Genomic DNA, 23744 nt, shown 5'->3' with positions numbered 1-23744 from the left:
AACAATACAATGAATGTGTTTTTACAAGTGTGTAACAAAACTTAAAAAATCAACATTTTTTATTAGGATTACTGAAAATATTCGTTACATCATATGTATATCCTTTTTTATGACTCACTTTTTTTCTTTTTTTCTCTTGAAATTGTCCATTTTGTTAGTAGAATTCTTCTGATAACTGCTATATTTTGAAACAATCTAACGCCGAATGCAAACATTCCGACTAAGTACAAGTCTACACCAAGATGGACGCCCAGAAAAGCTAAACTTATTGCGAGTATAATATTAAAGAAGAAGCCTGATACAAACACTAGTTCATCGTATGCCCCTTGCAGATGTGCCCGGATTCCACCAATCAATGTATCAAGCGCAGCAAGTACAGCGAGGGAAAGATAATTAGAATACTCATTCGGTATCGTAAAATTTGTTAAGAAACCGATCGCAACTCCTATGATTAAGCCAAGTACAGGAAGCCACATTAAGATTTTCCCTCCTTTACATCTTCAAGAGGCTTCAATTCGTTTACTTGAATTGCACCGTCATATGCTTTTAAATGGATTTTTTTCTTCGGCTGGCTCATACTCAAGCTGAAGTTTTCCTGAGCAAACAAATCACCAATATCTGATACATTTAAACGGCTGTATAATTTGTCGGCCTGCTCACTAATCATTTTAATGGTGACTTCATCACTATCTAAGCTGTAACCATCTATTTTTGTCGTGCCATTAATATCTCGAATCACACTTGTATTAATTACACGGCGATCATTGATGGAAATATGTTTTGCCCCAAACATATTGGCTTCATTAATTAACTTTTTCAGAAGATCAGGCGGGATATTTTTCACTTCTTCTCCGGTAAGGTCCTTTGAAAAAAGCTGAGAAATTTCAATTTCAATCCCCTCCCCTTCCACTTCTGTAAAACCAGCCTTTTCTTTTAAATCTTTTAACGTTTTTGTTAATTGTGCTTCTTTTGATTGATCTCCTTGATGACCATATTTTTTTAGCATCTCGTCGTATTTATCAATTTCTTTGAGCAAATCCAATTCCTTACTTTTAGATGCAGATAAATCCTCTCTCAGTTCCCAAACATCACGAGTATCACGAACTTTGGGCTTTTGTAAAGAATTAAACTGGATGGAGACCATGATGCCAAATATGATCATTAAAGCTGTTAAACTAAGTAAAGGCTTCTTTTTCCTCAACACCACTCACCTTTTCACTTTTAATCTTTGTTTCTTAAAAGAGGGTTCATACGAATATCCGTTTTCTCAATCGTCATTGAAATGTGATCACTTGTCAGCTGATCGACCACTCCTCCTGCAATATTTAAAGCAGGTATTAACACAGCCGGATCTCCAATACCAGAAATGACAAATGGTGCTGGATGCTGAACACCATCAACTGTGACAACTGGACCGTTACAATGTATGTATGATTGGTGTGTGATTCTTTGCCCATTAATAGATACAGCAGAAGCCCCTGATATAAATAGTTCGTTTATCACATGAAAAATGTGGCTCTCATGCACAATGTAATTATTGACATTTTGTCCACTCGGGATATAAGATGCATCTTCAAGAGATACTTTGACCCCTTTTCCTTTTACACCAATCTCTCCTGTAAACATTCTGTATTTCTCAACATCTTCCAGTACATTAAAATACTGCTCTTTTTCATTTTTCAAATTGGACTCTGTCGCTTGAACCTTTGATTGAAGACTATATAATTCTTTTTCGAGTTTCTGATTCGCCTTTTCTTGCTTTGTGAGCTGACTTTTCAGAGAGTATTCTTTTTTCCATTGCTCGGTTCGAATGACATCTGCCTGATGCTGCTTTGTATATTGGTATGAAAAAGAAATCAGAAAACCAAGAACAAGCATGACAATTGAGAATATAACTGTTTTGCCTCTCAACGCTCATCTTCCTTTTTCTTAGATTTAAACGCTTCAAAATACGTAGCGACTTCCATATGGATTGTGCCTTTTTCAGAAGACGAAAGTTCTTTTACAATGGCTGGATAGGTTTTCATTTTATCACCGAATGTTTTAATTGATGCAATCACAGTGTTTCCGTCATTCATATAAAATTTAACTAGCCACTGGTTTGAATTTGTCGGCACATAATATACTTCTGAGATGAGTTCCTGAATAGAGGCTGGCAGCTGATTTAAAGATCTAACGGTTTGCTTCAGCTTCTCCTTATTGTCCCAATCGACAAAAATAGGTCCTGCATGACTCGGTGTAACTTCTTCTGGTAAAGCGGTCCCATTTTCAAGAAGCTCATAATATAGATTTCCCTTTTGAAGATACGCAATATTTGCATATTCTTTGACAGCAATACTGACCTTATTTGGGAAATGTTTTTTGATCCTAACGCTTTTAATCAGTTTATTTTGTTTAATATGATCTGCTGTTATATCTTTATTTAAATTCCAAAACTCTGTTTCGCCTTCTTTAATTTGTGAAAGTTTAACAAGCTGTTTTGTAGAGACATGCTCGTTACCTGTGATGGTTAAAGAAGAAATTTTGCTGATTGGTGTTTGCAAATAAATAATAATTAAAACCATGATAAAAAACAGTAGTATAAAAGAGATCAGTCTACGATTCGCTTTTTGCTTCCTTTGTTCTTTAATTTTAGGAATTCGCTCTTCTATATTGACGATCTTTTCATTTTCATGATCAGGCCGCATATATACTCTTCACCTCATTCAAAGCTGCTTGTCCACACCTTTGGGTCATCATTTTGATGAGAAAACAAACGGCATTCTTTCATGCCGTTTGTTTTCCTGTGATGCCATCATTCATAAAAACTAGCTGTTAATTTTCTTCACCGATAATTTCTACCTCTGTATGCATATCTACGTTGTAGTCTTCTTTAATTTTCTTTTGGATGTACTGAATTAAGTCCAGCACGTCTTGAGCAGTAGCTCCACCAGCGTTGACTATAAAGTTGCCGTGCATATCAGAAATTCTAGCTCCGCCGATTTGGTATCCTTTTAAATTCGCTTTTTCTACAAGCTGTCCTGCATATTCAGGCAGCGGATTTCGAAAAATACTGCCAGCACATGGCCGGTTATAAGGCTGGGTTTCTTTACGATAATCTTTATTTTGCTGCATTTTCTTTGTGAGTTTTTCGCGATCATCCTGTTTGAGCTTAAACACGGCTTCGAGAACAATGCCAGGTCGTTCCTTTTGAAGGACTGATGTTCGATAGCTGAAATTCATCTGTTCATTTGTGAGCCACTCGATGCTTCCATCTTCAAATAAGATTCTAGCTTTCACAAGAATCTTACTGATATCAGATCCATGTGCACCTGCGTTCATATAAACAGCGCCTCCAATAGACCCTGGAATACCAGCTGCGAATTCCAACCCTGAAAGACCCTGCTTACTAAGAGATGTCGCGAGCCTTACGACAGAATAGCCGCCGCCAACTGTAATTTCTTCATCATTTACAGTTAGGTGATCCAGTCCAGCACCTAGCTTTAGGACAACTCCACGAATTCCTTTATCAAGTACAAGTAAATTCGATCCTCTTCCAATGACCGTCCAATTCGTATGGTGTTTTTTCACCTGATCCATGATCGTTTTAACTGCATCGATATCTTTTGGGATGATCAAAAGATCTGCTGGTCCGCCTATTTTCATTGTTGTATGATTAGCAAGCGGCTCATTTTCAAGTACTTTACCAACTTGCGCTTCTAATAATTCATTCTTCAAGTTCTCCATATTACCCTCCGCCTTACCTAATATCATTCCATCATGTAGTCGTAATTTCTTTTAACACATTATATAAACGTGCAGCCGCATCTGGTACTCCGAGTTCTTTCGTTAGACGGCTCATTTGGTTGAGTTTTTCTTCATTACCGGCAATTTCATCAATTGCATGCAGCAGACGATCTCCTGAAAGCTCTGATTCTCTTAAAACAATCGCAGCCTCATGTTTTTCAAGTGATCTTGCATTGATTTCCTGATGATTTGCCGTCACGTATGGGCTCGGAATAAAAATGGTTGGGATTCCAAGAGCCGTTACTTCAGCAATTGTTGTAGCTCCCGCTCTTGCAACTATCACATCGATCGATTTCAGGTACTCCGGCATTTGATGCAAGAAAGGTTTTGTGATCATATTAGGTGCTGCACCTTTTTCCTTTAGCTCATTCAACACTTTTTCATAATGAACCTCACCTGTGATATATAAAAGCTGGTAGTTTTTATCCTTTAAATCATCTTGCATTTCGATCACTGCTCTATTGATAGGAGCAGCACCTCGGCTCCCGCCGAAAATAAGAACCGTTTTTTTCTGTTCATCGAGCCCAAATTCTTTAAGAGATTTCCCCTCTTTTATAGAGACGACTTCAGAGGCTCTAGGGTTTCCCGTAAATACAACCTTTTCAGAAGGAAAATGTGCCTTTGCTTCGTCAAAGCAGATGGCTACTTTATTAACATATCTCGCTAGGAACTTATTTGTAATACCAGGCAGGCTGTTTTGTTCGTGTATAATAGTCGGGATCTTCAGCTTAGAAGCCGCATAAACTACAGGCCCACACACATAACCGCCTGTTCCAATGACCGCATCAGGCTTGAATTCTTTTAAGTAAGATTTGCTTTTTTGAACGCCTTTCAAAAATCTCATCACCGTTTTGACGTTATCAAAGGAAAGCTTTCGTTTAAAACCTGAAATTTCTATCGCCTTGAAAGGGATATTTTCTCTTTCTACAATTTTCTTTTCAAGTCCATTTTCAGTACCGATATATAAAAATTCCACATCAGGATGCAGTCTTTTCACTTCTTTAATAAAGGCTAAGGCCGGATAAATATGTCCGCCTGTTCCGCCTCCACTGATTACTATACGCATTATACCATTTCCCCTCAATTTTTTTCTGCTCTGAACAAAGTATAAACCCTGTTTTAAACAACAGGGCTCCGTTAAAACCTGTAAAGAAGAGTCAAAAAACACGTTTTCGAAACAAAAACTGTCATTTTCACTCTTCAAATCATTTTTTTGTACTTTTGCAAAATAAACGTCAACATGGTTTCATGAGCTTCAGCACGTTAATATCTTGCGTACCTGCTTACATTCAAAAGTACGCCAATCGCCATCAGCATTAATGTCAGTGATGAGCCGCCATAACTAAGGAATGGGAGCGTGATACCTGTCACAGGAATAAGTCCAGTGACAACTGCGATGTTAATCATTACTTGAATGGCAACCATTGAAATAATACCAACTGCCAGGAAACTTCCATATAAATCTGGGGCTCCAAGTGCTATTCGTATGCCTCTCCATAATAGAACACTAAAGAGGAGTAAAATGAGTGATCCCCCTATAAAGCCAAGCTCTTCAGACAATATCGCAAAGATGAAGTCCGTTTGGGGCTCAGGTAAATAGAAGAATTTTTGTCTACTTTGACCAAGTCCCATTCCGAACAGACCACCTGGACCAACAGCGTATAAGGATTGAATAATTTGAAACCCACTGCCTAGCGGATCTTCCCAAGGATTTAAGTACGATGTAATTCGTTTTATTCGGTAGGGTGCTGATAAGACAAGTGCAGCAAACCCGCTGAGTCCTATAAGACCGAGAAATATAAAGTGAGCAATTCTCGCACCTGAAACAAATATCATAATAATACAGGTTCCAACCATCACCGTTCCTGTTCCCAGATCCGGCTGAAGCATAATGATGGCAAATGCAGAAAATACAATGCCTAAAGCTGGGGCAAAACCTTTGCGAAAGGATGTGATATTTTTTTGTTTTTCAGATAAGAATTTTGCAAGAAACGCAATCATCGCAAGCTTCATAAATTCAGAGGGCTGAATACTAAACGCACCGACACCGATCCAGCTTCTTGATCCATTTCTCTCCATACCGATACCAGGAATGAGTACAAGCAGCAAAAGGAGAAAACAAACAGCAATCAATATCTTTGACCAAGTCCGCCACGTCCAATAATCGACTCGCATAATGAAAAACATTGCGATAACTCCGATTCCGGCAAACAAAAGCTGTCTTTTTGCAAAATAAAACGAATCATCAAATTTATACGATGCCCACACAGCACTAGCGCTGTACACCATAATTAAACCAATCGTCAATAAAAGTAACGTAATGACAACAAGCAAAAAATCCGGAGAAGTTTTCTTATTCGTCAAGAGACCGACACCCCAAGCATAATTTCATTTGGGCTGTCAGTCATATGAGAGACAAGCCCTTATTTAAGCATATGCACGGCGTTTACAAACATGTCTCCACGTTCTTCAAATGTTTTATGTTGATCCCAGCTTGCACAAGCCGGAGATAATAAAATCACGTCTTCTTCTTCAGATATGTTAAACGCCGCAGGTACTGCTTGTTCAACATTATCGACATGTTTTACGTGATGTATTCCAAGCTCTTCACCAAGCTTCACAAACTTAGGTGCAGTCTCACCAAATGTGATAATTCCTTTTACATTTTTCATGAAAGGTTTCAATTCATCAAATTCATTGCCGCGATCAAGTCCACCTGCTAATAAAATGGTCGGTTGTTCGAAGGCTGACAATGCTTTACTTGTTGCCAAAATATTGGTTGCTTTACTATCGTTATAAAATTTCCGACTTTGAATTGTATCTACAAACTGCAGACGATGCTTCACTCCACTAAATGTCGTGAGAACGTGTACGATTGCTTCATTTGAGCAGCCTGCATTTTTCACAACACAAATAGCTGCCAGAATGTTTTCTTGGTTATGCTCACCAGGAAGGACAACATCCTTTACATCAATGATATGTTCATTCTTGTAGTAAATTGCACCATGTTGAATAAACGCACCATGTTCTACTGGCTCTTTCACTGAGAAAAACACTTTTTTTGCTTTTGAACCTTCTGCCAGTTTTACGACCGATGGATCATCTAGGTTAATTACTGCGATGTCATCTTCATGTTGATGTGCGAATACTTTCTGCTTTGCTTTTTCATATTCATCACGAGTGTGGTGATAGTCTAGATGTGCATCAAAAATATTTAATATTAAGCTGATTTTAGGTCTAAACTCAACTGTTCCCATTAACTGAAAAGAAGAGAGTTCCGTTACGATCCACTCATCGCCAGCTGCATTTGCAGCGACTTCGCTGGCAACTGTTCCAATATTACCCGCCACTAATGTTTTTTGGCTGTCTTTTTTCAGCATTTCATAAATCAAAGTCGTGGTAGTGGTTTTTCCATTCGATCCAGTAATCCCAATAAAAGGGGATGAGGTTAAATGATACGCTAATTCTATTTCCGTCCAAACTGGAATTTGGCGGCGAAGCGCTTCTTGAACCATCACATTTTCATATGGAATTCCTGGATTTTTAATTAAAATCGTAATTTCTTTATCTTCGAATATACGAAGAGGATGACTGCCACAAACGACATCAATCCCCTTTCCAGAAAGTAGCTGAGCAGGTTCGTTTTCTTCAAACGGTTTTTGATCATTTACCGTCACATTTACTCCATGTTCATGAAGAATTGAAGCTGCCGCATATCCGCTTTTTGCAAGACCTAATACTAGTACATGTTCGTTTTTTAACATTTGCATCTTATTCAATTATAACCACACCTCGATGTAAATTCCTAAAACAGCAAGTAATAAACCAGCTGTCCAGAAGGTGACAACTACTCTCCACTCTGACCAGCCAACTAACTCATAGTGGTGGTGAAGCGGACTCATCTTAAAGATTCTTTTGCCGGTTGTTTTAAAGGAGATCACTTGAAGAATAACGGATAGCGTCTCAACAACAAATACTCCACCAATAATGACAAGTAAAATTTCAAGCTTCGTTAAAATCGCAATTGCTACAATGGCTCCGCCTAATGCTAGAGAACCTGTATCACCCATAAATACTTTTGCAGGATGTGCGTTAAACACAAGGAAGCCAAGGACGGCTCCTGCAACAGCTACTGAAAAGATCGCTACATCATACTGGGATTGATTCCAAGCCAGTATGGCAAAAGCTCCGAAAGCAATAGCAGCGGTTCCAGATAAGAGACCATCCAGTCCATCCGTTAAGTTCACGGCATTAGAACCTCCGACAAGCATGAAAACGACAAGGATAAAGTAAGCCCATCCTAAATCAAAGCTGACGTCTGTTCCTGGAATGCGAATCGTCGTTGCAAACTGATAATAATGGAAAACTGCATAAAAGATCACTGCGATCACAATTTGACCGATTAATTTCTGTTTCGATGTTAATCCAAGATTTCGTTTCATCGCTACTTTAATATAATCATCTAAAAATCCTAATAGGCCGTAACCAAGTGTGACAAATAACAGTAAAAACATTTCTGGACTAATCTCAGAGAATTTGTTGATCATCACAATCGTTGTAATGGTGATAGAAAAGATAATCATAATTCCGCCCATTGTCGGAGTACCAGATTTCTTTTGGTGAGACTGCGGGCCTTCTTCTCTAATACTTTGACCAAATTTAAGTCTTCTTAAAAACGGTATAAAAATCGGGGATAAAAGAACACTGATTAAAAATCCCATTATGATTGTAAACAATATCACCTGTTCAAGCATCGTTCTTTACTCCTTCCGAATTTCCAAAGCCGTTTTCCATCAGAAAATTGCATTCATTATTATGGTATTCATTCGCGTTCTTCGTATGTTGTTTTTGTACAAAATGCTTCATTTCATTACACTCTTTTCATCATTTTAAGATTTGTTTAGATCTAAAATAGCGTCAACTGCAACCTTTGCATCATCAAAGTCATAGACTTGATCGCCAATGATTTGATATGTCTCATGGCCTTTACCTGCTATTAAGACTGTATCGCCTTTTTTCGCATTGGCAATGGCAAAGAAGATGGCTTGTTTCCGATTCACAAAGCTATGATAATATGCGTCTGGCACCCCATTTTCCATATCTTTTAAAATGGCTGAAGGATCTTCGCTTCTTGGGTTGTCTGATGTAAATACAGGTTCATCTGCATATTTCACAGCGATTTGGGCCATTTGAGGGCGCTTTGTTTTATCACGGTCGCCACCGCAGCCAATCACACAGAAAATTTTGCCCTCTGTTAATTCTCTACACGTTGTGAGGACATTTTCTAAACTGTCAGGTGTATGCGCGTAATCGACGATGACAGGGAAATCTTGATCGCAGTTTACAAGTTCAAATCTGCCTTTGACTCCCTCCAGCTCTTCAATCGCACTAACGATCGACTCAAACGTTAAGCCAGATACGATCCCGACTGATACAGCTGCCAGGATATTATACACATTGAACTTTCCGACGAGGGCAACCGTCACATTCTTGGTGCCAATTGGAGTGACCAAATCAAATTGAGTTCCCTTTGGCATAATTTGAATATTCTTTGCCATGACATCTGCTTTTTGCTCTAAGGCATACGTCATGACTTCAGCAGCTGTGACTTTTTCAAAATAACTCGAAGCCTCATCATCTGCATTTAAAATCGCATGCTTGGGTTTATTGTGATGAAAGGCGCTTCCGAGCTGAGAAAACAGCAAGCTTTTCGCATGTTTATATTCTTCCATTGTGTTGTGGTAGTCAAGATGGTCCTGCGTAAGGTTTGTGAAAACAGCAATATCATAATCACATCCATGCACCCTGCCAAGATGGAGGGCATGTGATGATACTTCCATGATGGCTGTGTCTACATCTTGATCAAGCATCTGTTTAAACGTTTTCTGAAGTGTGACACTTTCAGGTGTGGTGTTTTTCACGTCGAGAATGTCATCATTTACCTTCATATACATCGTACCGATTAAGCCTGTTTTCTTCTCGGCTTTTCTCATCATTTGTTCGATCATGTGTGTTGTTGAGGTTTTTCCGTTTGTGCCTGTGATCCCGATAAGATTCAGCTTATGAGTGGGCTGTTCGTAAAACGCATCAGCTATTCTTGCAAGTGCTCTTTGAGAGTGTTTCACAATAATGACTGGTACATCTGTTATGTTAAGAGGGTGTTCCGCTACAATTGCTGCAGCCCCGCTTTTCACCGCTTTTTCAGCATAATCGTGTCCATCTACTGTATAGCCTTTTATACAGACAAAAAGGCTTCCCTTTTTCACCTCTCTTGAATCCATTTCAATGGAAGTGATATCAGGATTTTCGTTTATCAATTCGTTGTTTTCACTTTTAAAGTATGTAAGCAGTTCTTGTAATTTCATTTTCATATCAAACCTCTCAAATTCGTTCACGTGCATGTCTTGTGAAAAAAACACACAGTCTATATTTTATCGTAAAAAAAAGGATACATCCAGCGTATTCCTTAAGTTTCTGTTGGAAAAAACACACTTTGGACTCTTTTTTTCAAACGGTCCTTCTCTTTCAACAAAAAGAGGCAGCCGAATGAGTGCGGCTACCCTCTGTTCATTCTTTATTATTCATCGTTTAAGTATAATCTGATCGTGGAGCCTTCTTTAACCTTTGTCCCAGCAGCAGGTGATTGCTTCACTACTTTACTGCCAGTTCCTGAGGCATCGATCTTAAGGTTGATCAAAAGGGATTCAAGATCTGAAACAGATCCCCCTACAAGATTCGGTACTTCAATGGTTTTTGTGTCCAGCCACTGATACTTCTTTTCAATTTGGCCTTTTCTTTTTTTCACACCCATCTCAGGCAGGCTGTCCCGCATAATATGACCAACAATTGGTGCGGCCACGGTACCACCAAATTGAATGGTGCCTTTTGGGTTATCCACAGCCACATAGACTACAATACTTGGGTCATCTGCAGGCGCAAATCCGATAAACGACACAATGTGGTTATTCTCCATATACTTTCCGTCCTTTACCTTCTGTGCTGTTCCTGTTTTTCCGCCGACCCGATACCCTTCAACAAATGCATTTCGGCCAGTTCCTTGGGCGACTACACTTTCAAGTGCAAACCTGATTTCTTTAGATGTCTCTGCTGAAATCACTTTCTTTTTGGCAATCGGTGATTGCTTTTTCACGACCTCTTTTGTGATTGGATCTATCCATTCTTTTGCAATATAAGGCGTGTAAAGTGTCCCGCCATTTACCGCAGCTGCTACTGCAGCTACTTGCTGAATAGGCGTAACAGATACACCTTGCCCAAAGGCCGTGGTCGCCTGCTCTACAGGACCTACACGATCAAGCGGGAACAAAATCCCCCGCCCTTCCCCTTGAAGGTCGATTCCTGTTTTTTGGCCAAATCCGAAATTTTTAATATAGGAAAATAATTTATCTTTCCCAAGACGGTCTCCTAGCTCTACAAAGCCGGGGTTACAGGAATTTTGAACCACTTCCAAGAATGACTGTGATCCGTGCCCGCCTTTTTTCCAGCACCTGAGTCTTGCACCATCAACTGTCACAGATCCGCTGTCAAAAAATGAATCTCGTTTTAAATTAACTTTCTTCTCTTCTAATGCTGCTGCAAGTGTAATAATTTTAAACGTCGAACCCGGCTCATATGTGCTCCACACCGGAAGATTTCGGTTAAACACTTTTGGGTCAACTGATTGATAGTCAGCTGGATCAAAATCTGGTCTGCTTGACATTCCCAGCACTTCACCATTTTTCGGATTCATCGCAATCGCAATCATACCATCTGGATTATACTTTGCCTGCGCATTGTCTAATTCCCGTTCTATAATGGTTTGTACTTTTGAATCGACTGTTAATTTCATATCAAGACCATCTTTAGGTGGTGTATAATCGTCTGCTTCATCTGGCATTTTCTGCCCTTTTGCATCGGAATAAAACTTTACAGAGCCTTTTTCGCCTTTTAAGTCATCGTCATAGTAGGCTTCCAGTCCAAGTAAACCTTGATTATCGATTCCAGCAAAGCCCAGTACATGTGAAAGAAAGCTGCCAAACGGATAATGTCTGATGCTGTCTTCTGCTACATACACACCTTCTAAATCAAGCTCTCTTACTTCTTTTGCTTTTTCATGAGATACCTTTCTGCCCTCAGGAGAAATTCGTTCAATTGATGTTTTCTTCGTGACATGCTTGTACGCTTTCTCTTCAGACATATTCAGTACTGCTGCCAATTTCTTGCTTGTTTCTGCGGGATCTTTAATTTGCCGAGGGACGACCAATATAGATGGGGCACTTTTGTTCGTCGCAAGCTCTACCCCATTCCGGTCCAAAATATCTCCCCTTTCCGGTTCGAATGGAAGGTTTCGGCTCCATGAATCTTTTGCTAAGCTTGTCAGCTTCTCGCCCATAATAAACTGCACATATCCTAATCTAGTATCTATGATGAAAAAAATGATCACCCCAAACAGCAGCACGAAAAGCAATCGTTTTCTCACTGTTACACTTGACACTCGCACGCCCGGTTCACTCCTTACATATGGCTTGTTTTCATCATATGCAGGCCCGTCCTTTTGTAGAACGCTACGTGATATTCAGCTGGAGCAAAAGAAAAAACCTAGCAAGCGGTTTGCTAGGTTTAAAGTTAATTTGGGCTTTTAAATGTCACAGTGACGACTTTGTCTGAAATCTCCGCTCCACTTTTGACACTTTGTTTTACAGCATATCCTTGTCCATTTGTTTCTATATGCACACCGGAAATCGAAGCATATTGAAGGACTTCCCTTCTGGACCAGCCTGTCATGTCAGGCATCTTAATGGTTTTCCCTGCTGTTTTCAAGAAGACTTTCTGGCTTTCAGAGAATTCAGAGCCCGCACTCGGCCACTGGCGTTTAATAGACAGGCCGTCGCCGATGACAACAGGCGCTAAGTGTTTATTTTTGGCTTCTGTTTCTGCCTGCTTCACTTCTAAATCAAGGAATGAAGGCATCGTTTCTTGTTTCACTTTTTGTTCGCCTGATTTTTTATCGTCTGTTTTTGTTGGTGCAATATTTAAATATAGCAGACTATTTTTCATCACAGGGTTAAAGATTTGAGAAACCGGGGCAGACCCTGTTTCTGTTTCAGACAGCTGCGGCTGCTGTACAGCTACATAAACAAGCAGCTTCGGATCATCTTTTGGCGCCATTCCCATAAATGAAAAGACGTAATCGTTTCTTCCTTGGAGGTAACCGCCGGCACCCCCAATTTGCCCCGTTCCTGTTTTTCCAGCAACGTCGAATCCTTTGATTTGGTAAGGCTGACCTGTTCCAATTTTTGAGGAAACAACCTCACCTAAAATGTCGCGAACTTGCTTCGCTGTATCAGATGAAATCGGTTTTCCTGCTGCTGTTGGTTCGTGCTGCAAAATCGTTTTGTTTGTATTCGGGTCTGTAATATGGTCAATGACATATGGCTTCATCATTGTTCCGCCGTTTGCTATCGCTGTGGCTGCTTCGATTTGTTGAATCGGTGTGATGGCTGACGCTTGACCATAAGCCGTCGATGCTTTGTCATATTCGTATCTATAATTGATTTTGCTAGACGCTTCGTTCGGCAAGTCAATCCCCGTTTTATCATAGAAATGGAACTTCTGCAAATATTGTTCGTATCGTGTGAAGCCTAGTTTTTCTTTCGCCAGCTTTGCAAAGGCCACGTTTGATGAACGGAGAACCCCTTGATGAAAGTCAATTTTCCCCCAGCCATTTCCGTTGTTGTGGTCTCTCACAAGGCCGCCGCCTACTTTATAAGTACCAGATTGATATTTGTCACTGCCTTGATAGACCCCTTCTTGGATCGCCGCAGCGAGGGTAAAGATCTTCATCGTCGAACCTGGTTCAAACGCATATGAAATGACATCATTGTTATAATTCGTAATGTTTAGTTCATTTAAATTAAAGCTTGGCCGCTGCCCCATCGCGAGAACCTTTCCAGTTTTCGGATCAACGACTGTGGCAATGATTTTCTCCGGCTTATACTTTTTGGCAACCTGCGTCATACTTTCTTCAAGAAACGCTTGAATTTTTTGATCGATGGTCAGCGTGACATTTTTCCCGTCTTTCGGGGCGACAATGTCTTCTTTACTATTCGGCAAGGCCCATCCGCTTCTGTCACTGTTATATGTCACATAGCCGTCTTTTTCTTTTAAATATTTGTTCAGTGCCTTCTCAAGTCCCATTGCACCTGACATGTCCTTTGTCGCCTCATCTAATCTGGCATAACCGATCAGGTTAGAAGCAAACATGCCGTTTGGATAATATCGCTTCGTGTCTTTTTCAAATGCGACCCCTGGAAGCTTTAGCTTTTCAATTTTTTCCTTCGTTGAAAAACTAATATCTTTCCCCGCTTTACCAAACTCAACTTGGAATGCATCTTTTGTATTGAGACGCTTTAAAATTTCGCTTTCACTCATATCGATGACTTTTGAGAGCTCTTTTGCCGTCTTTTCTTTATCGACGACATGCATTGGATGCTTAGGGTCTACTGTCATTTTCTTGCTCATGACCGCAATGAGCTTATACACCGATGTATCCTCAGCAATCACATTTCCATTCCGGTCTAAAATAGATCCTCTTTTGGCTTCAAGTGTTTTCTTCGATTGATATTGTTCATTAGCCTTGGCAGCTAACACTTGTCCATCAACCGTTCCTGTAATCTGAATATAAATAAAACGTGCTAGGATGATAAAGAAAAACAGGGCGAAGCAAATACTTGCAATTGCCGCGCCTCTGTTCATCATTTTATTCTTTTTAGGCATCGCCATGTTAATCGACCTTCTTAACATCTTTCGATATGCTTAAGCCTGCTTTTTTCGCGGCTTCGATGATTCTTTCTGGTTCACTCAGCAAGTCTTTTTCCTTTTGAAGCTCAGTGATCTTCTTCGATTCTAAAGATACTTGCTGTTCTAATTTCTGCACTTCAATATTGGCGTGATAGACAGCAAAGGCTTTAGAAATGATGAGAATGGAGCTGCACATAAGAGCCATGACAAACATGACAAGTAAGATTTTTTCACCAAGTGTGATAGAACCTCTTCTTTTAATGACAACCGATTGGCCTTGCTGCTCTGTTTGATGTTGCTTCACTTCTCTTTGATAAGCCAAATTACTCATAAGAAACCTCCTTTTTATCATCATCTATGGTGTCGTTTTACTTTTTTTCTGCAATTCGGAGCTTCGCTGAACGGGCACGGTTGTTATGTTCCAGCTCTTGTTCTGATGCAACGATCGGTTTTCTCGTGATCAGCTTCAGCTTTGGTTCAAGTCCTTCTGGAATCACTGGTAGTCCGTGCGGAAGTTCTGGAAGAGAAGACATTTCTCTAAATGTACTTTTACAAATCCGGTCTTCAAGTGAATGGAATGTAATGACAGAAATTCTCCCCTTCGGATTGAGTAACTCTATTGCTTGTTCTAGTGCTTCTTCAAATACTTTCAATTCATCATTTACGGCAATTCGGATCGCTTGAAACACTCTTTTCGCTGGATGTCCGCCAGTTCGTCTTGCAGGTGCCGGAATTCCTTCTTTGATAATGTCGACAAGCTCACCCGTTGTTTCAATTGGCGCTTTTTTTCTTGCTTCTTCAATTTTGCGTGCGATTTGCTTGCTGAATTTTTCTTCCCCATATTTGTAGAAAATCCGAACTAGATCTTCAAATGGCCATTCATTCACCACTTTTTTTGCCGACAATGCGGCTGATTGATCCATTCGCATGTCAAGAGGTGCATCATGGTGATAACTAAAGCCTCTCTCTGGTGTGTCGAGCTGAGGAGATGAAACCCCAAGGTCAAAAATCACACCGTCTACGCTTGTAATACCTTGTTCATTCAGACGTTCTTTTAAATATCGGAAGTTGCTTTTTATGAAAAGAATGTTCGCTTTAGCATCCGCGAGCTTCTCTCGTGCATGATCCAGTGCAGCATCGTCTTGGTCAAATCCAATCAATGTTCCTTTTTCTGATAATTGAGATAGTAAATATGAGCTATGACCTGCTCCGCCTAGCGTGCAGTCCACATATGTACCGTCTTCTTTTACGTTTAAACCGTCAACTGTTTCTTTTAATAATACTGTCTCATGTTGAAACATGATGTTATGGTCCCACCTTTTTCAAATAGAAATGAATGTGTAGAAAGCTTGCTGCACAAGGGATTATTATATATCAAATCCAATCATGTTTTCAGCAATTTCAGCAAAAGAATCTTCTTGCTCTTCTGTATATTGTTCCCAGATCGACTTACTCCACAACTCAATTCGATTTGAAACGCCGATGACCACACATTCTTTTTCGAGTTTTGCATATTGGAGTAGGTTTGATGCGATGTTTATACGCCCCTGCTTGTCCAGATCGCATTCGACTGCGCCAGAGAAGAAGAACCGGGTAAACGCACGTGCATCTTTTTTCGTTAGCGGTAGTGCTTTGAGTTTCTCTTCGATTAGTTTCCACTCACTCATAGGGTAGCCAAATAAACATTGATCAAGCCCTCTCGTCAGCACAAACTGTTCTCCGAGACCGTCTCTAAATTTAGCAGGGATGATCATGCGCCCTTTTGTATCAATCGTATGCTGGTATTCACCCATGAACATGATAATCAGAGCCCCACTTTCTCACCCTTACTCTCCACTATCCACCACTTCTCTCCACAAAACTTATTCTACACTGTTTCTACATAAAAAAAAACCCTGAACTAGTCAGGGTTCATTAAAACTTTATTTCAAAGTTTGACAATTTGTTGCTTGTTTTGAAATGAAAATGGCAGATTTTTGAACGTTTTGAAGAATTCTGGTCCATATTTGTTTAAAAAATACATGATATTCCAAATTCTTTCTTGCGGGGCGTCCAGTGGTTTTAAACTATTTTCAATCCGTTCAAAGTCTCGAAGGATATATCCTTCCTTCTCTTCCACACGCTGCGCCACCTTTTGATAAACAAATTGAAGCTGGTCTTCGATAAATTTGGCATTTTTATCTAGCAGCTGCTCGAAGTTTGGTTCAATCTCCAGTGCTTCTTGTCTCATCACACCATGAGCATTCGCTAATTCACGTTTAGCCTGTTGAACTGCTTGAACAAAGCTGTCCGGAAGACTTTGCTGAAAGTGCGCTTCTTTCTTTTCATTCACTCCGCTTGTCAGCACTTCTTCTACCGACAGTTCTCTAACCGGCAGTTTCTTGTTGATGTGCCTTTCAAGAATGGTCACATGCAGTCTTGGAAGAACAGGCGCCATCTTCAATTTAAAATGCTCAAAGATTCCTTTCAGTTCTCCCCAATAGTTAACCTCACCGTGTCCTGCCATAAAAGCAAGTGTTGGGAGAAGGGTTTCCTGCATCAAGGGACGCGTCACCACATTGTTGCTAAATCGTTCTGGGTGCTCCTCGACTTCCTGCAGAAGCTCTTCCTTTGTCCATGTAAGCCCCACTTCTGATATAGAAAACCGGCCGTTCTCTTTCTCAATTAGGAAACGTTCCTCATCATATTCGTAAAATAGGTTTGCCTGATTGTCACCAGCTTCAATGATCGGCTGATATCCTGCTCGTTTCATGGCGGCCTGCGTGTCTTTTAAGCGAGCAGTGACTGCATCATTTGTCTCGACAATGTGCTTGAATAACGCACGCTCAAGCGGTTTGACACCTAAGTCGCCTGAATTAAATAAAAGCAGCCCATCTTCTTCAAAGAGGTCACTTACAATCCATTCAAAGAAATCAGTAAAGGTTTGTGATTTGCGTAAACATCGAAGAAGCTGATCGAGCAAGTCATTGGTGTACTCAGATTCTTCATACGTTGAAAACACATCACGGAGCCATTTCTCGGTTTTTTCTTGATCAAGCGGGATTCTTTTCGCAGCCGCTTTTTTGACGTTATGTAATGGCAGCTTTTGTTTCACTGGTCCTTTTTCGCCAGATGTGTATACAAAATTAATTTCATCTACGTCATGATCCTCACCGGCTACCCAAAAGACCGGAATCACAGGGACCCCAAGCTCTGTTTCTTTTTCTTTTGCAAACTGAATGATGGATATGATTTTATGTATGGTATAAAGCGGTCCTGTTAATAGACCAGCCTGCTGTCCTCCAACCACCATGACACTCCGTTCATCACGGATCTTTTCAATGTTCTGACGCATCGCTGCCGATTCAAACTTTGCATGGTATGCGCTCATATAATCCGCTAAAGCCTCGCGCGGGAAGCTCATTTCCATGAGATCGTCGTATCTCTTTTTCCATGTGTGCTCAGAATGTATATCATAATCAAAAAAAGTCGTCATCTCTTTTTTTTCTTCTATATAATCACGTATGAATAAATTCTGACTTCGGATGGAAAGTTCAGTCAATTGCATGTTTAGAACTTCCTTTCTTCAATAAATAGTTAGTTTCCCGAAAAAAGTATAGCATGTAAATGATCTCACTCAAAAGATTTTGTTTGCTTTTTTTCCAATACTTCCAAGCTTCGATCAAAGAAAGTGAGATGTGGCGCCGCAACACCTTGAGCTTGAGCCTTTTTTAAAAGATAGCCAATGATGGCTTTTCTTTCGGTTTGGCGGCCTTTCACAATATCTTGAAGCATAGACGACTGATTAGCAGCCGTTTTCTCACAAATAGAGATAACATAAGGCCAGAGCCGCTCTTTTTCAGACAATCCCAAGATGGATACCGCTTCATCAAATGCACATTTCATCATGTATTCATATGAGGGGTTTGCGATCAATTCCCCGTTTCTCACATGCAGCAAAGCCGTCAGCGGATTAATACAGACATTGACAAGCAGTTTTTCCTTCAGCACCTTTTGCCATTCATCCGTATAGATCATCTGAAAATGAGATGATGTCTCATTCAATGCATTTTTTACATCAGATACTTCTTCATGCTGAAATGCTCCCCACTTGATGACACCGATACCTGTATGGTTCACTGCATGATCTGACATCTTCATAGCCCCGTGCTCTACCACACCTATATATAATGAATGTGCCGTTTTCCAATTCTCCAAATCTAATAAGTGAGCCATTCCGTTCTGTAAAAATAAGATACGCTGACGAGGTAATAACGATAATTCATCGAGCACATCTTGCAAATGATGATATTTCACCGTCACGATAAGTAAATCAAATACTCCTGTTATTCCTGTCTGCGCATGAACAGCCGCCTGACATGTTTCTCCTTTTACTGTTCGCTGAATGCCTGATGCTCGAATCTCTTCTGCCTGCTCTTTTCTTCTTGTAAAGACCGTGATGTCATGATGCTGTGATAAATAACTAGCACAAAGCAGACCAATCGCACCGCCGCCAATGATTCCAATGTTCAACTGCCGCACTTCCCTTTTTCTGTTTACTTCATTATATCAATTATTGTAACAGGTTCATGTCGTGATGCAAAAAGCAAATGGCGCGCTATGATTGAATTTTTTTAATTTAAAAACTATAATAATAAGTGTAAAAACTTTTCGAGGCGGATGGGATGAAAACGCCTTCAATGACATCACTGTCGACATTATGTGTGTAAGGGGGAAGATCATATGGCACAAGTAAAACGACTTCTAATTAATTACAAAACTTTAGAGGAATTTAAACAATTTAAGGAATACGGCATACAAGAGCTATCCATGCTTGAAGACCTTGAAAGCAATATGATTGAAAATGACAGCAACTCTCCATTTTACGGGATTTATTTTGGAGATAAGCTAGTGGCACGTATGAGCCTTTATCAAGTGGACGGCTCAACGACAACGTATTTTAACCACAATCATGATTATTTAGAGCTGTGGAAGCTGGAAGTGCTTCCTGGGTATCAGCGCAAAGGGTACGGCGAAGCACTTGTTGAATTCGCCAAATCGTTCGGATTGCCAATTCGGACCAATCCGCGCGTCAAATCAGCCGGTTTTTGGGATAAAATGGGCTTTGAAGCAGTAAAATATGATATGGAGCGTGATAAGGGTGAAAATCCACTCATCTGGGAGCCCGCTCATATTCAAAAAAATACAGGTGAATCTGCTTAAAGACTGATCACAAAACGCCCCTCCTTTCTCTGTGAGGGGCGTCTCTTTATTTAGCATATTCTTTTAAGCTGATATTCTGTTTGACTCTTTCAACAATACCAATGAGTGCCCGGTAATCTTCTTCTGTCATTTTTAATTGCCGCTTCAAGTGTTCATTTTCTTCTGTAAGTGACTTCAATTGATGCTGTGCATCTGCCAGTTCCTCGCGTAAATGAGCAGGTCCATCAGGTTCTTTTTCAAGCTGCTCTAAAAACTGAATCACTTCTCGAAGGGTCAATTCAGCCTGAATTGAAGATGTCTTCTCTTCTATGGTTAACGCATGCTGTGGTAAACCAGAGGAATGAATACCTATTTTTTTACGCAGTTCTTTCCGCTGTTTTTTCGCCAGCTCTATGCCTGCCTGATATTGTTTTCTAACGTATGAGTTCCACCTGAAACCACATGCTGCAGCTGTTCTTGACAATGCTTTCCCGACTTCCTCAAATGCGGAAAGCTGCGTTCCTCCATCTCGAATGTGCCTTAAGACGACTTCTGCTAAAAGTAAATCTTCATCTTGTGTCCATGCGTCCTGCCTTGTAATCGTCAATTGATCATCCCCCCTGAATCTGAATACCACATCATATGCGCCTACTAGAGTAGATAGACTATTTGCAGGAGAGAAACCTAAAAAATAGACAAATAAAAAAACGCAAGGGAAGATTCCCTCACGTTTTTTTATCAAGCATTAGTTGCTTTTTACGTCTTTGCCTTTGTATGTTCCGCAAGATTTGCAGACACGATGAGAAATTTTCATTTCACCGCATTCTGGGCAAGCTACCATACCAGGTACTTGTAGTTTGAAATGCGTACGACGCAATCTTTTTTTCATTTTAGAAGTTCTTCTAAAAGGTACAGCCATTATTCCCACCTCCTTAAAGAGTTAAGATTCATTATTTTCTTCTAAGAGCTTCTTCAAGCCTTCCAGACGCGGATCAATTCGGTTTTGATGTGCATCTTCCGAAATGACCGCCCAGTCATTCCCTTCTTGTGGTGCAGCACCTTTTACATCCGTTTGGTCGCAAAAGATTTGCATCGGCACTTCAAGAAGAATTTCTTCCTTGACTATAGGCGTTAAGTCGATGATGTCGTCTTCTACAATAGAAACGTCTTCATCTTCTATATCGTCTGTCTTATGAAGTACAAATAGTTCTTTCGTTGAAATCGCAAATGGATAATTTACATCAACAAGCGTTCTTGAACAAGGCAATGTCATTTCACCTGTGATGGTTAAATCAAATGCGACTTGCTTTGATTCGATCACTCCAGTCCCTTTCACCTCTACCGGTGAAATGCGACGTATATCTGAATGAAGGCTAGTAAGTTCATTTAAGTCAACCGTCTCATGAAAATCGAAGCTGTTTTTAGCTTTTTGATGTAACTGATAAACTGTCCATTTCAATTGTATCACCTCTAAGAGCAACAAACATGATTATAGCTTTCATCATGTTATTTGTCAATATTTTTTCTTTACAGTCCTTTGTGATGTCAGAGGGTTGTTTGACATCAGTTCGCGGAATGCCTACACTGAAAAAAATGGGCTTCATTTTTCCCTTATGCTACTGTAGCATAGACCATTTAACCATAGCAAGAAAGGCGGAACATCTATTGAAAGCAACAGGAGTCGTTGTCGAGTATAATCCATTTCATTATGGACATGCCTATCATGTTCGTCAGGCGAAAACACATACCTCCTCAGATGTTGCCATTGCCGTCATGAGCGGTTCCTTCCTCCAGCGCGGTGAGCCTGCCATCGTCTCAAAATGGGCGCGGACAAAAATGGCGCTGCAAAACGGTGTAGATATTGTGTGTGAGCTTCCATACATATACGCAGTGCAAAAGGCAGAAACCTTTGCAAACGGTGCTGTGGCGATTCTAGATGCTTTAAAATGCCGCTCCCTTTTTTTCGGCAGCGAGGATGGTGACATTAAAGCATTTGAGCGAACGGCTCATGCTTGGCATGAGAAAAAAGGAGAAATTGACCTTTTCACAAAAGAAAAGGTGAAAGAAGGCCTTAGTTATCCAGCAGCTGCAGCAGCTGCGTTTCAAGAGGTGATTGATCCTAAGCACTTACTGGATCTGTCCAAGCCAAATAACATTTTAGGTTTCCATTATGTCAAAGCCATCTTGGAGAGATCCCCTCACATGCAGCCCTTTACCTCTCAAAGGATTTCATCTGGTTATCATGATGAAGAACTTCCTAAAAATCAGAAAATCGCAAGCGCAACAAGTATACGAAAAGCCTTAAAAGATCACGGCACATTTGAAACAGTCGCCCCATATCTCCCAGAAGCTACGCTCAAGCAATTACATGACTATCATTCTTCTTATGGTCTTTTACATACGCAAGAAGCCTACTTTAGCTTCTTAAAACAAGTCTTTCACACAATGGATACAGCAGAACTAGAAGGCATCTATGAAATCGAAGAAGGCATCGAACACCGCATGCAAAAGGCGATTTCACATGCGTCCTCCTACGAGGAATATCTATCTCTTGTGAAAACAAAACGATATACGTGGACAAGGCTGCAGCGGATGAATACACATCTCTTAATGAGGGTGAAAAAAAGTGCCATGCATGAGCTGCTGAAAGAGAGAGAAGCGCCTTACATTCGTTTACTTGGTATGTCAAAGAAAGGGCAGCAATACTTATCTCTTGTGAAAAAAGAATTGGACGTGCCGCTCATAAGCAAGCTGTCTGCCTTTTCACATCCCGCACTTGATCTTGATATTCGCGCGTCCCGCGTCTTCAGTCTGCCCGTTAGTGAGCCAATGCAAACGGACTTAACGGAAGCGGAGTTTAAAACCTCACCGATCCGATATGATGAAGAGACTGGTCTCTTCCAGTCTTAACAAGAAGAGCAGCCTTGATGAAGGCTGCTCTTCTTTGATTAAGATGCTTTCTCTTTTAATTTGTTTAAATAGTTCAGGGCATCTTGCATCGTATCTACAGGCACAATTTTCATATCACTTTTAATATCTTTCGCTGTTTTGACAGCATTTCGGTAGTCTGAATTTGAATCACCTTTATCGTTTGGTGCAAAGAATATATCTTTTCCGGCTTTATCTGCCGCCACGACCTTTTGATCGATTCCGCCAATTGGACCGACCGTTCCATCGGCGTCAATCGTCCCCGTTCCCGCAATCGCATAGCCATGTGTTTCGTCTTCTTTTGTCAGCTGGTTATAAATTTCAAGTGACATCATGAGACCTGCTGATGGGCCGCCGATATTTTCAATATCCACCTTAATGGAAGGCGAGACTTTCACATTTCGGTCTGTAAATAATGATACACCAATTCCAACTCGATTCGGCTCTTCTTTAAATGGTTTTAACGTCACTTTCTCCGTGATGTCTTTGCCATTTCGTTCAAGGACAAAACGGACAGATGTACCTGCTTTTTTGCTGCTGATATACGAAACCATTTTATCAGCAGAATCATAGGTCTTGCCATCAACGCTTTTGATTCGGTCGCCCACTTCAATTTTGCCGTAAGCAGGCATTCCTTTCATCACGTAGCTTGCATATACCCCGTTAAACGTATAATCTACTTTTTTGCCTGCTTTTGTATACGCTGCAATCATGGCATTTTCTTGAGAGCTTTTCATCAGCTGAAGCTGCCTTTTCATATAATCTTCATCCGACTCCCCGTCCGCTTTAATATTTTCTTCCGGGACGATCTCGTCATATTTATTCATTTTCGCAAGCAAATACGTATACGGATTGGCTGGACCTACTTTTATCGTCATAAGTGAGAAGCTGCCCTTCTCGCCATATCCGCCGTCTACTTGAATGTGGGGAGCAATCTCGGTTGCATCACCCGGCTTTGTCACGTAATATGGCAGTTTGACAAAGGTTAAGCCAAATAATACAAGGATAACGACAAAAAAGCTGAGCCAGCGAATATTCAATTTTTTCATTCG

23 protein-coding genes are annotated in these 23744 nt (G+C 40.4%); 2 read left to right on the top strand and 21 right to left on the bottom strand.

All coding sequences use genetic code 11. The annotated features are described in order from the left end of the window. Window positions 1-107: 107 nt before the first annotated feature. From MHH26_RS05130 to MHH26_RS05050, 17 genes are all read right to left on the bottom strand, one after another. The gene (locus tag MHH26_RS05130; protein ID WP_003210988.1) at window positions 108-476 is read right to left on the bottom strand and encodes a small basic family protein; all 369 of its coding nucleotides are present in this window, start codon (window positions 474-476) and stop codon (window positions 108-110) included. Next, window positions 476-1201: a DUF881 domain-containing protein gene (locus MHH26_RS05125; protein WP_034662544.1), complete on the bottom strand. Its 726-nt coding sequence runs from the start codon at window positions 1199-1201 to the stop codon at window positions 476-478. The genes MHH26_RS05130 and MHH26_RS05125 overlap by 1 nt, the downstream gene beginning before the upstream one ends. Window positions 1202-1221: 20 nt before the next feature. Next, window positions 1222-1911, bottom strand: coding sequence for a DUF881 domain-containing protein (locus tag MHH26_RS05120; RefSeq protein WP_060596192.1), 690 nt, complete (start codon window positions 1909-1911; stop codon window positions 1222-1224). Further along, a complete protein-coding gene (locus MHH26_RS05115; protein ID WP_060596191.1) occupies window positions 1908-2687 on the bottom strand; it encodes a cell division protein FtsQ/DivIB in 780 nt (259 codons plus the stop codon). The genes MHH26_RS05120 and MHH26_RS05115 overlap by 4 nt, the downstream gene beginning before the upstream one ends. Before the next feature lie 127 nt (window positions 2688-2814). Then, the gene (murB, locus tag MHH26_RS05110; RefSeq protein ID WP_340972645.1) at window positions 2815-3726 is read right to left on the bottom strand and encodes a UDP-N-acetylmuramate dehydrogenase; all 912 of its coding nucleotides are present in this window, start codon (window positions 3724-3726) and stop codon (window positions 2815-2817) included. Between the two features lie 31 nt (window positions 3727-3757). Next, the gene (gene murG, locus MHH26_RS05105; RefSeq protein WP_307499577.1) at window positions 3758-4852 is read right to left on the bottom strand and encodes an undecaprenyldiphospho-muramoylpentapeptide beta-N-acetylglucosaminyltransferase; all 1095 of its coding nucleotides are present in this window, start codon (window positions 4850-4852) and stop codon (window positions 3758-3760) included. Window positions 4853-5049: 197 nt separating this feature from the next. Further along, window positions 5050-6150 (bottom strand): stage V sporulation protein E, encoded by a 1101-nt coding sequence (gene spoVE, locus MHH26_RS05100; protein WP_003212197.1) that lies wholly within the window; start codon window positions 6148-6150, stop codon window positions 5050-5052. Between the two features lie 59 nt (window positions 6151-6209). Further along, on the bottom strand, window positions 6210-7556 hold the full coding sequence (murD, locus tag MHH26_RS05095) for a UDP-N-acetylmuramoyl-L-alanine--D-glutamate ligase (RefSeq protein ID WP_370876308.1): 1347 nt from the start codon (window positions 7554-7556) through the stop codon (window positions 6210-6212). 9 nt (window positions 7557-7565) lie between these two features. Beyond that, complete coding sequence (mraY, locus tag MHH26_RS05090; protein WP_003211854.1) at window positions 7566-8540, bottom strand: phospho-N-acetylmuramoyl-pentapeptide-transferase; 975 nt, start codon at window positions 8538-8540, stop codon at window positions 7566-7568. A gap of 135 nt (window positions 8541-8675) precedes the next feature. Further along, on the bottom strand, window positions 8676-10151 hold the full coding sequence (locus MHH26_RS05085; protein WP_060596403.1) for a UDP-N-acetylmuramoyl-L-alanyl-D-glutamate--2,6-diaminopimelate ligase: 1476 nt from the start codon (window positions 10149-10151) through the stop codon (window positions 8676-8678). Between the two features lie 212 nt (window positions 10152-10363). Then, complete coding sequence (locus MHH26_RS05080; RefSeq protein ID WP_106036772.1) at window positions 10364-12283, bottom strand: stage V sporulation protein D; 1920 nt, start codon at window positions 12281-12283, stop codon at window positions 10364-10366. Window positions 12284-12408: 125 nt separating this feature from the next. Further along, a complete protein-coding gene (locus MHH26_RS05075; protein ID WP_340973789.1) occupies window positions 12409-14559 on the bottom strand; it encodes a penicillin-binding protein in 2151 nt (716 codons plus the stop codon). Window positions 14560-14566: 7 nt separating this feature from the next. Beyond that, complete coding sequence (gene ftsL, locus MHH26_RS05070; protein ID WP_012009864.1) at window positions 14567-14914, bottom strand: cell division protein FtsL; 348 nt, start codon at window positions 14912-14914, stop codon at window positions 14567-14569. Window positions 14915-14951: 37 nt separating this feature from the next. Then, window positions 14952-15884 (bottom strand): 16S rRNA (cytosine(1402)-N(4))-methyltransferase RsmH, encoded by a 933-nt coding sequence (gene rsmH, locus MHH26_RS05065; RefSeq protein ID WP_034662564.1) that lies wholly within the window; start codon window positions 15882-15884, stop codon window positions 14952-14954. Window positions 15885-15950: 66 nt separating this feature from the next. After that, window positions 15951-16382 carry a division/cell wall cluster transcriptional repressor MraZ gene (gene mraZ, locus MHH26_RS05060; protein ID WP_003211163.1) on the bottom strand — a complete coding sequence of 144 codons (432 nt, stop codon included), beginning with the start codon at window positions 16380-16382 and terminating at the stop codon, window positions 15951-15953. Window positions 16383-16510: 128 nt separating this feature from the next. Then, on the bottom strand, window positions 16511-18130 hold the full coding sequence (bshC, locus tag MHH26_RS05055) for a bacillithiol biosynthesis cysteine-adding enzyme BshC (protein ID WP_307499575.1): 1620 nt from the start codon (window positions 18128-18130) through the stop codon (window positions 16511-16513). A 65-nt stretch (window positions 18131-18195) separates the two neighbouring features. Further along, window positions 18196-19095 carry a 2-dehydropantoate 2-reductase gene (locus MHH26_RS05050; protein WP_307499573.1) on the bottom strand — a complete coding sequence of 300 codons (900 nt, stop codon included), beginning with the start codon at window positions 19093-19095 and terminating at the stop codon, window positions 18196-18198. A gap of 210 nt (window positions 19096-19305) precedes the next feature. Between MHH26_RS05050 and MHH26_RS05045 the strand changes: the two genes are divergently transcribed. Further along, window positions 19306-19785: an N-acetyltransferase gene (locus tag MHH26_RS05045; protein WP_003211702.1), complete on the top strand. Its 480-nt coding sequence runs from the start codon at window positions 19306-19308 to the stop codon at window positions 19783-19785. A gap of 46 nt (window positions 19786-19831) precedes the next feature. Here the strand turns inward: MHH26_RS05045 and gerR are convergent, their stop codons facing one another. From gerR to MHH26_RS05030, 3 genes are all read right to left on the bottom strand, one after another. Continuing rightward, window positions 19832-20371, bottom strand: coding sequence for a sporulation-specific transcriptional regulator GerR (gerR, locus tag MHH26_RS05040; RefSeq protein ID WP_060596186.1), 540 nt, complete (start codon window positions 20369-20371; stop codon window positions 19832-19834). Between the two features lie 138 nt (window positions 20372-20509). Beyond that, window positions 20510-20683, bottom strand: coding sequence for a 50S ribosomal protein L32 (gene rpmF, locus MHH26_RS05035; RefSeq protein WP_008354700.1), 174 nt, complete (start codon window positions 20681-20683; stop codon window positions 20510-20512). A 21-nt stretch (window positions 20684-20704) separates the two neighbouring features. After that, window positions 20705-21223, bottom strand: coding sequence for a YceD family protein (locus MHH26_RS05030; protein ID WP_034662575.1), 519 nt, complete (start codon window positions 21221-21223; stop codon window positions 20705-20707). 206 nt (window positions 21224-21429) lie between these two features. On the opposite strand from MHH26_RS05030, the gene MHH26_RS05025 reads away from it, so the two are divergent. Continuing rightward, a complete protein-coding gene (locus MHH26_RS05025) occupies window positions 21430-22674 on the top strand; it encodes a nucleotidyltransferase (RefSeq protein WP_307499572.1) in 1245 nt (414 codons plus the stop codon). A 38-nt stretch (window positions 22675-22712) separates the two neighbouring features. Here MHH26_RS05025 and MHH26_RS05020 read toward each other — a convergent pair whose 3' ends face one another. Continuing rightward, entirely contained in the window at window positions 22713-23741 is a 1029-nt protein-coding gene (locus tag MHH26_RS05020) for a SepM family pheromone-processing serine protease (RefSeq protein WP_034662581.1), read from the bottom strand. Window positions 23742-23744: the final 3 nt, after the last annotated feature.

Source organism: Bacillus sp. FSL K6-2839, assembly GCF_038003365.1.
In the GTDB taxonomy this organism is placed as follows: Bacteria; Bacillota; Bacilli; order Bacillales; family Bacillaceae; genus Bacillus.
Note: the sequence above shows the minus strand (reverse complement) of the source record. Positions and strands in the feature narration are given on the sequence as shown.

Excerpts from the sequence above, each read along its gene's own strand:
- MHH26_RS05085 (WP_060596403.1), bottom strand. The coding sequence starts at position 10,151 with ATGAAATTACAAGAACTGCTTACATACTTTAAAAGTGAAAACAACGAA.
- murG (WP_307499577.1), bottom strand. The coding sequence starts at position 4,852 with ATGCGTATAGTAATCAGTGGAGGCGGAACAGGCGGACATATTTATCCG.
- murD (WP_370876308.1), bottom strand. The coding sequence starts at position 7,556 with ATGCAAATGTTAAAAAACGAACATGTACTAGTATTAGGTCTTGCAAAA.
- mraY (WP_003211854.1), bottom strand. The coding sequence starts at position 8,540 with ATGCTTGAACAGGTGATATTGTTTACAATCATAATGGGATTTTTAATC.
- MHH26_RS05115 (WP_060596191.1), bottom strand. The coding sequence starts at position 2,687 with ATGCGGCCTGATCATGAAAATGAAAAGATCGTCAATATAGAAGAGCGA.
- rsmH (WP_034662564.1), bottom strand. The coding sequence starts at position 15,884 with ATGTTTCAACATGAGACAGTATTATTAAAAGAAACAGTTGACGGTTTA.
- MHH26_RS05130 (WP_003210988.1), bottom strand. The coding sequence starts at position 476 with ATGTGGCTTCCTGTACTTGGCTTAATCATAGGAGTTGCGATCGGTTTC.
- MHH26_RS05045 (WP_003211702.1), top strand. The coding sequence starts at position 19,306 with ATGGCACAAGTAAAACGACTTCTAATTAATTACAAAACTTTAGAGGAA.
- MHH26_RS05075 (WP_340973789.1), bottom strand. The coding sequence starts at position 14,559 with ATGCCTAAAAAGAATAAAATGATGAACAGAGGCGCGGCAATTGCAAGT.
- MHH26_RS05020 (WP_034662581.1), bottom strand. The coding sequence starts at position 23,741 with ATGAAAAAATTGAATATTCGCTGGCTCAGCTTTTTTGTCGTTATCCTT.
- mraZ (WP_003211163.1), bottom strand. The coding sequence starts at position 16,382 with ATGTTCATGGGTGAATACCAGCATACGATTGATACAAAAGGGCGCATG.
- ftsL (WP_012009864.1), bottom strand. The coding sequence starts at position 14,914 with ATGAGTAATTTGGCTTATCAAAGAGAAGTGAAGCAACATCAAACAGAG.
- murB (WP_340972645.1), bottom strand. The coding sequence starts at position 3,726 with ATGGAGAACTTGAAGAATGAATTATTAGAAGCGCAAGTTGGTAAAGTA.
- rpmF (WP_008354700.1), bottom strand. The coding sequence starts at position 20,683 with ATGGCTGTACCTTTTAGAAGAACTTCTAAAATGAAAAAAAGATTGCGT.
- bshC (WP_307499575.1), bottom strand. The coding sequence starts at position 18,130 with ATGCAATTGACTGAACTTTCCATCCGAAGTCAGAATTTATTCATACGT.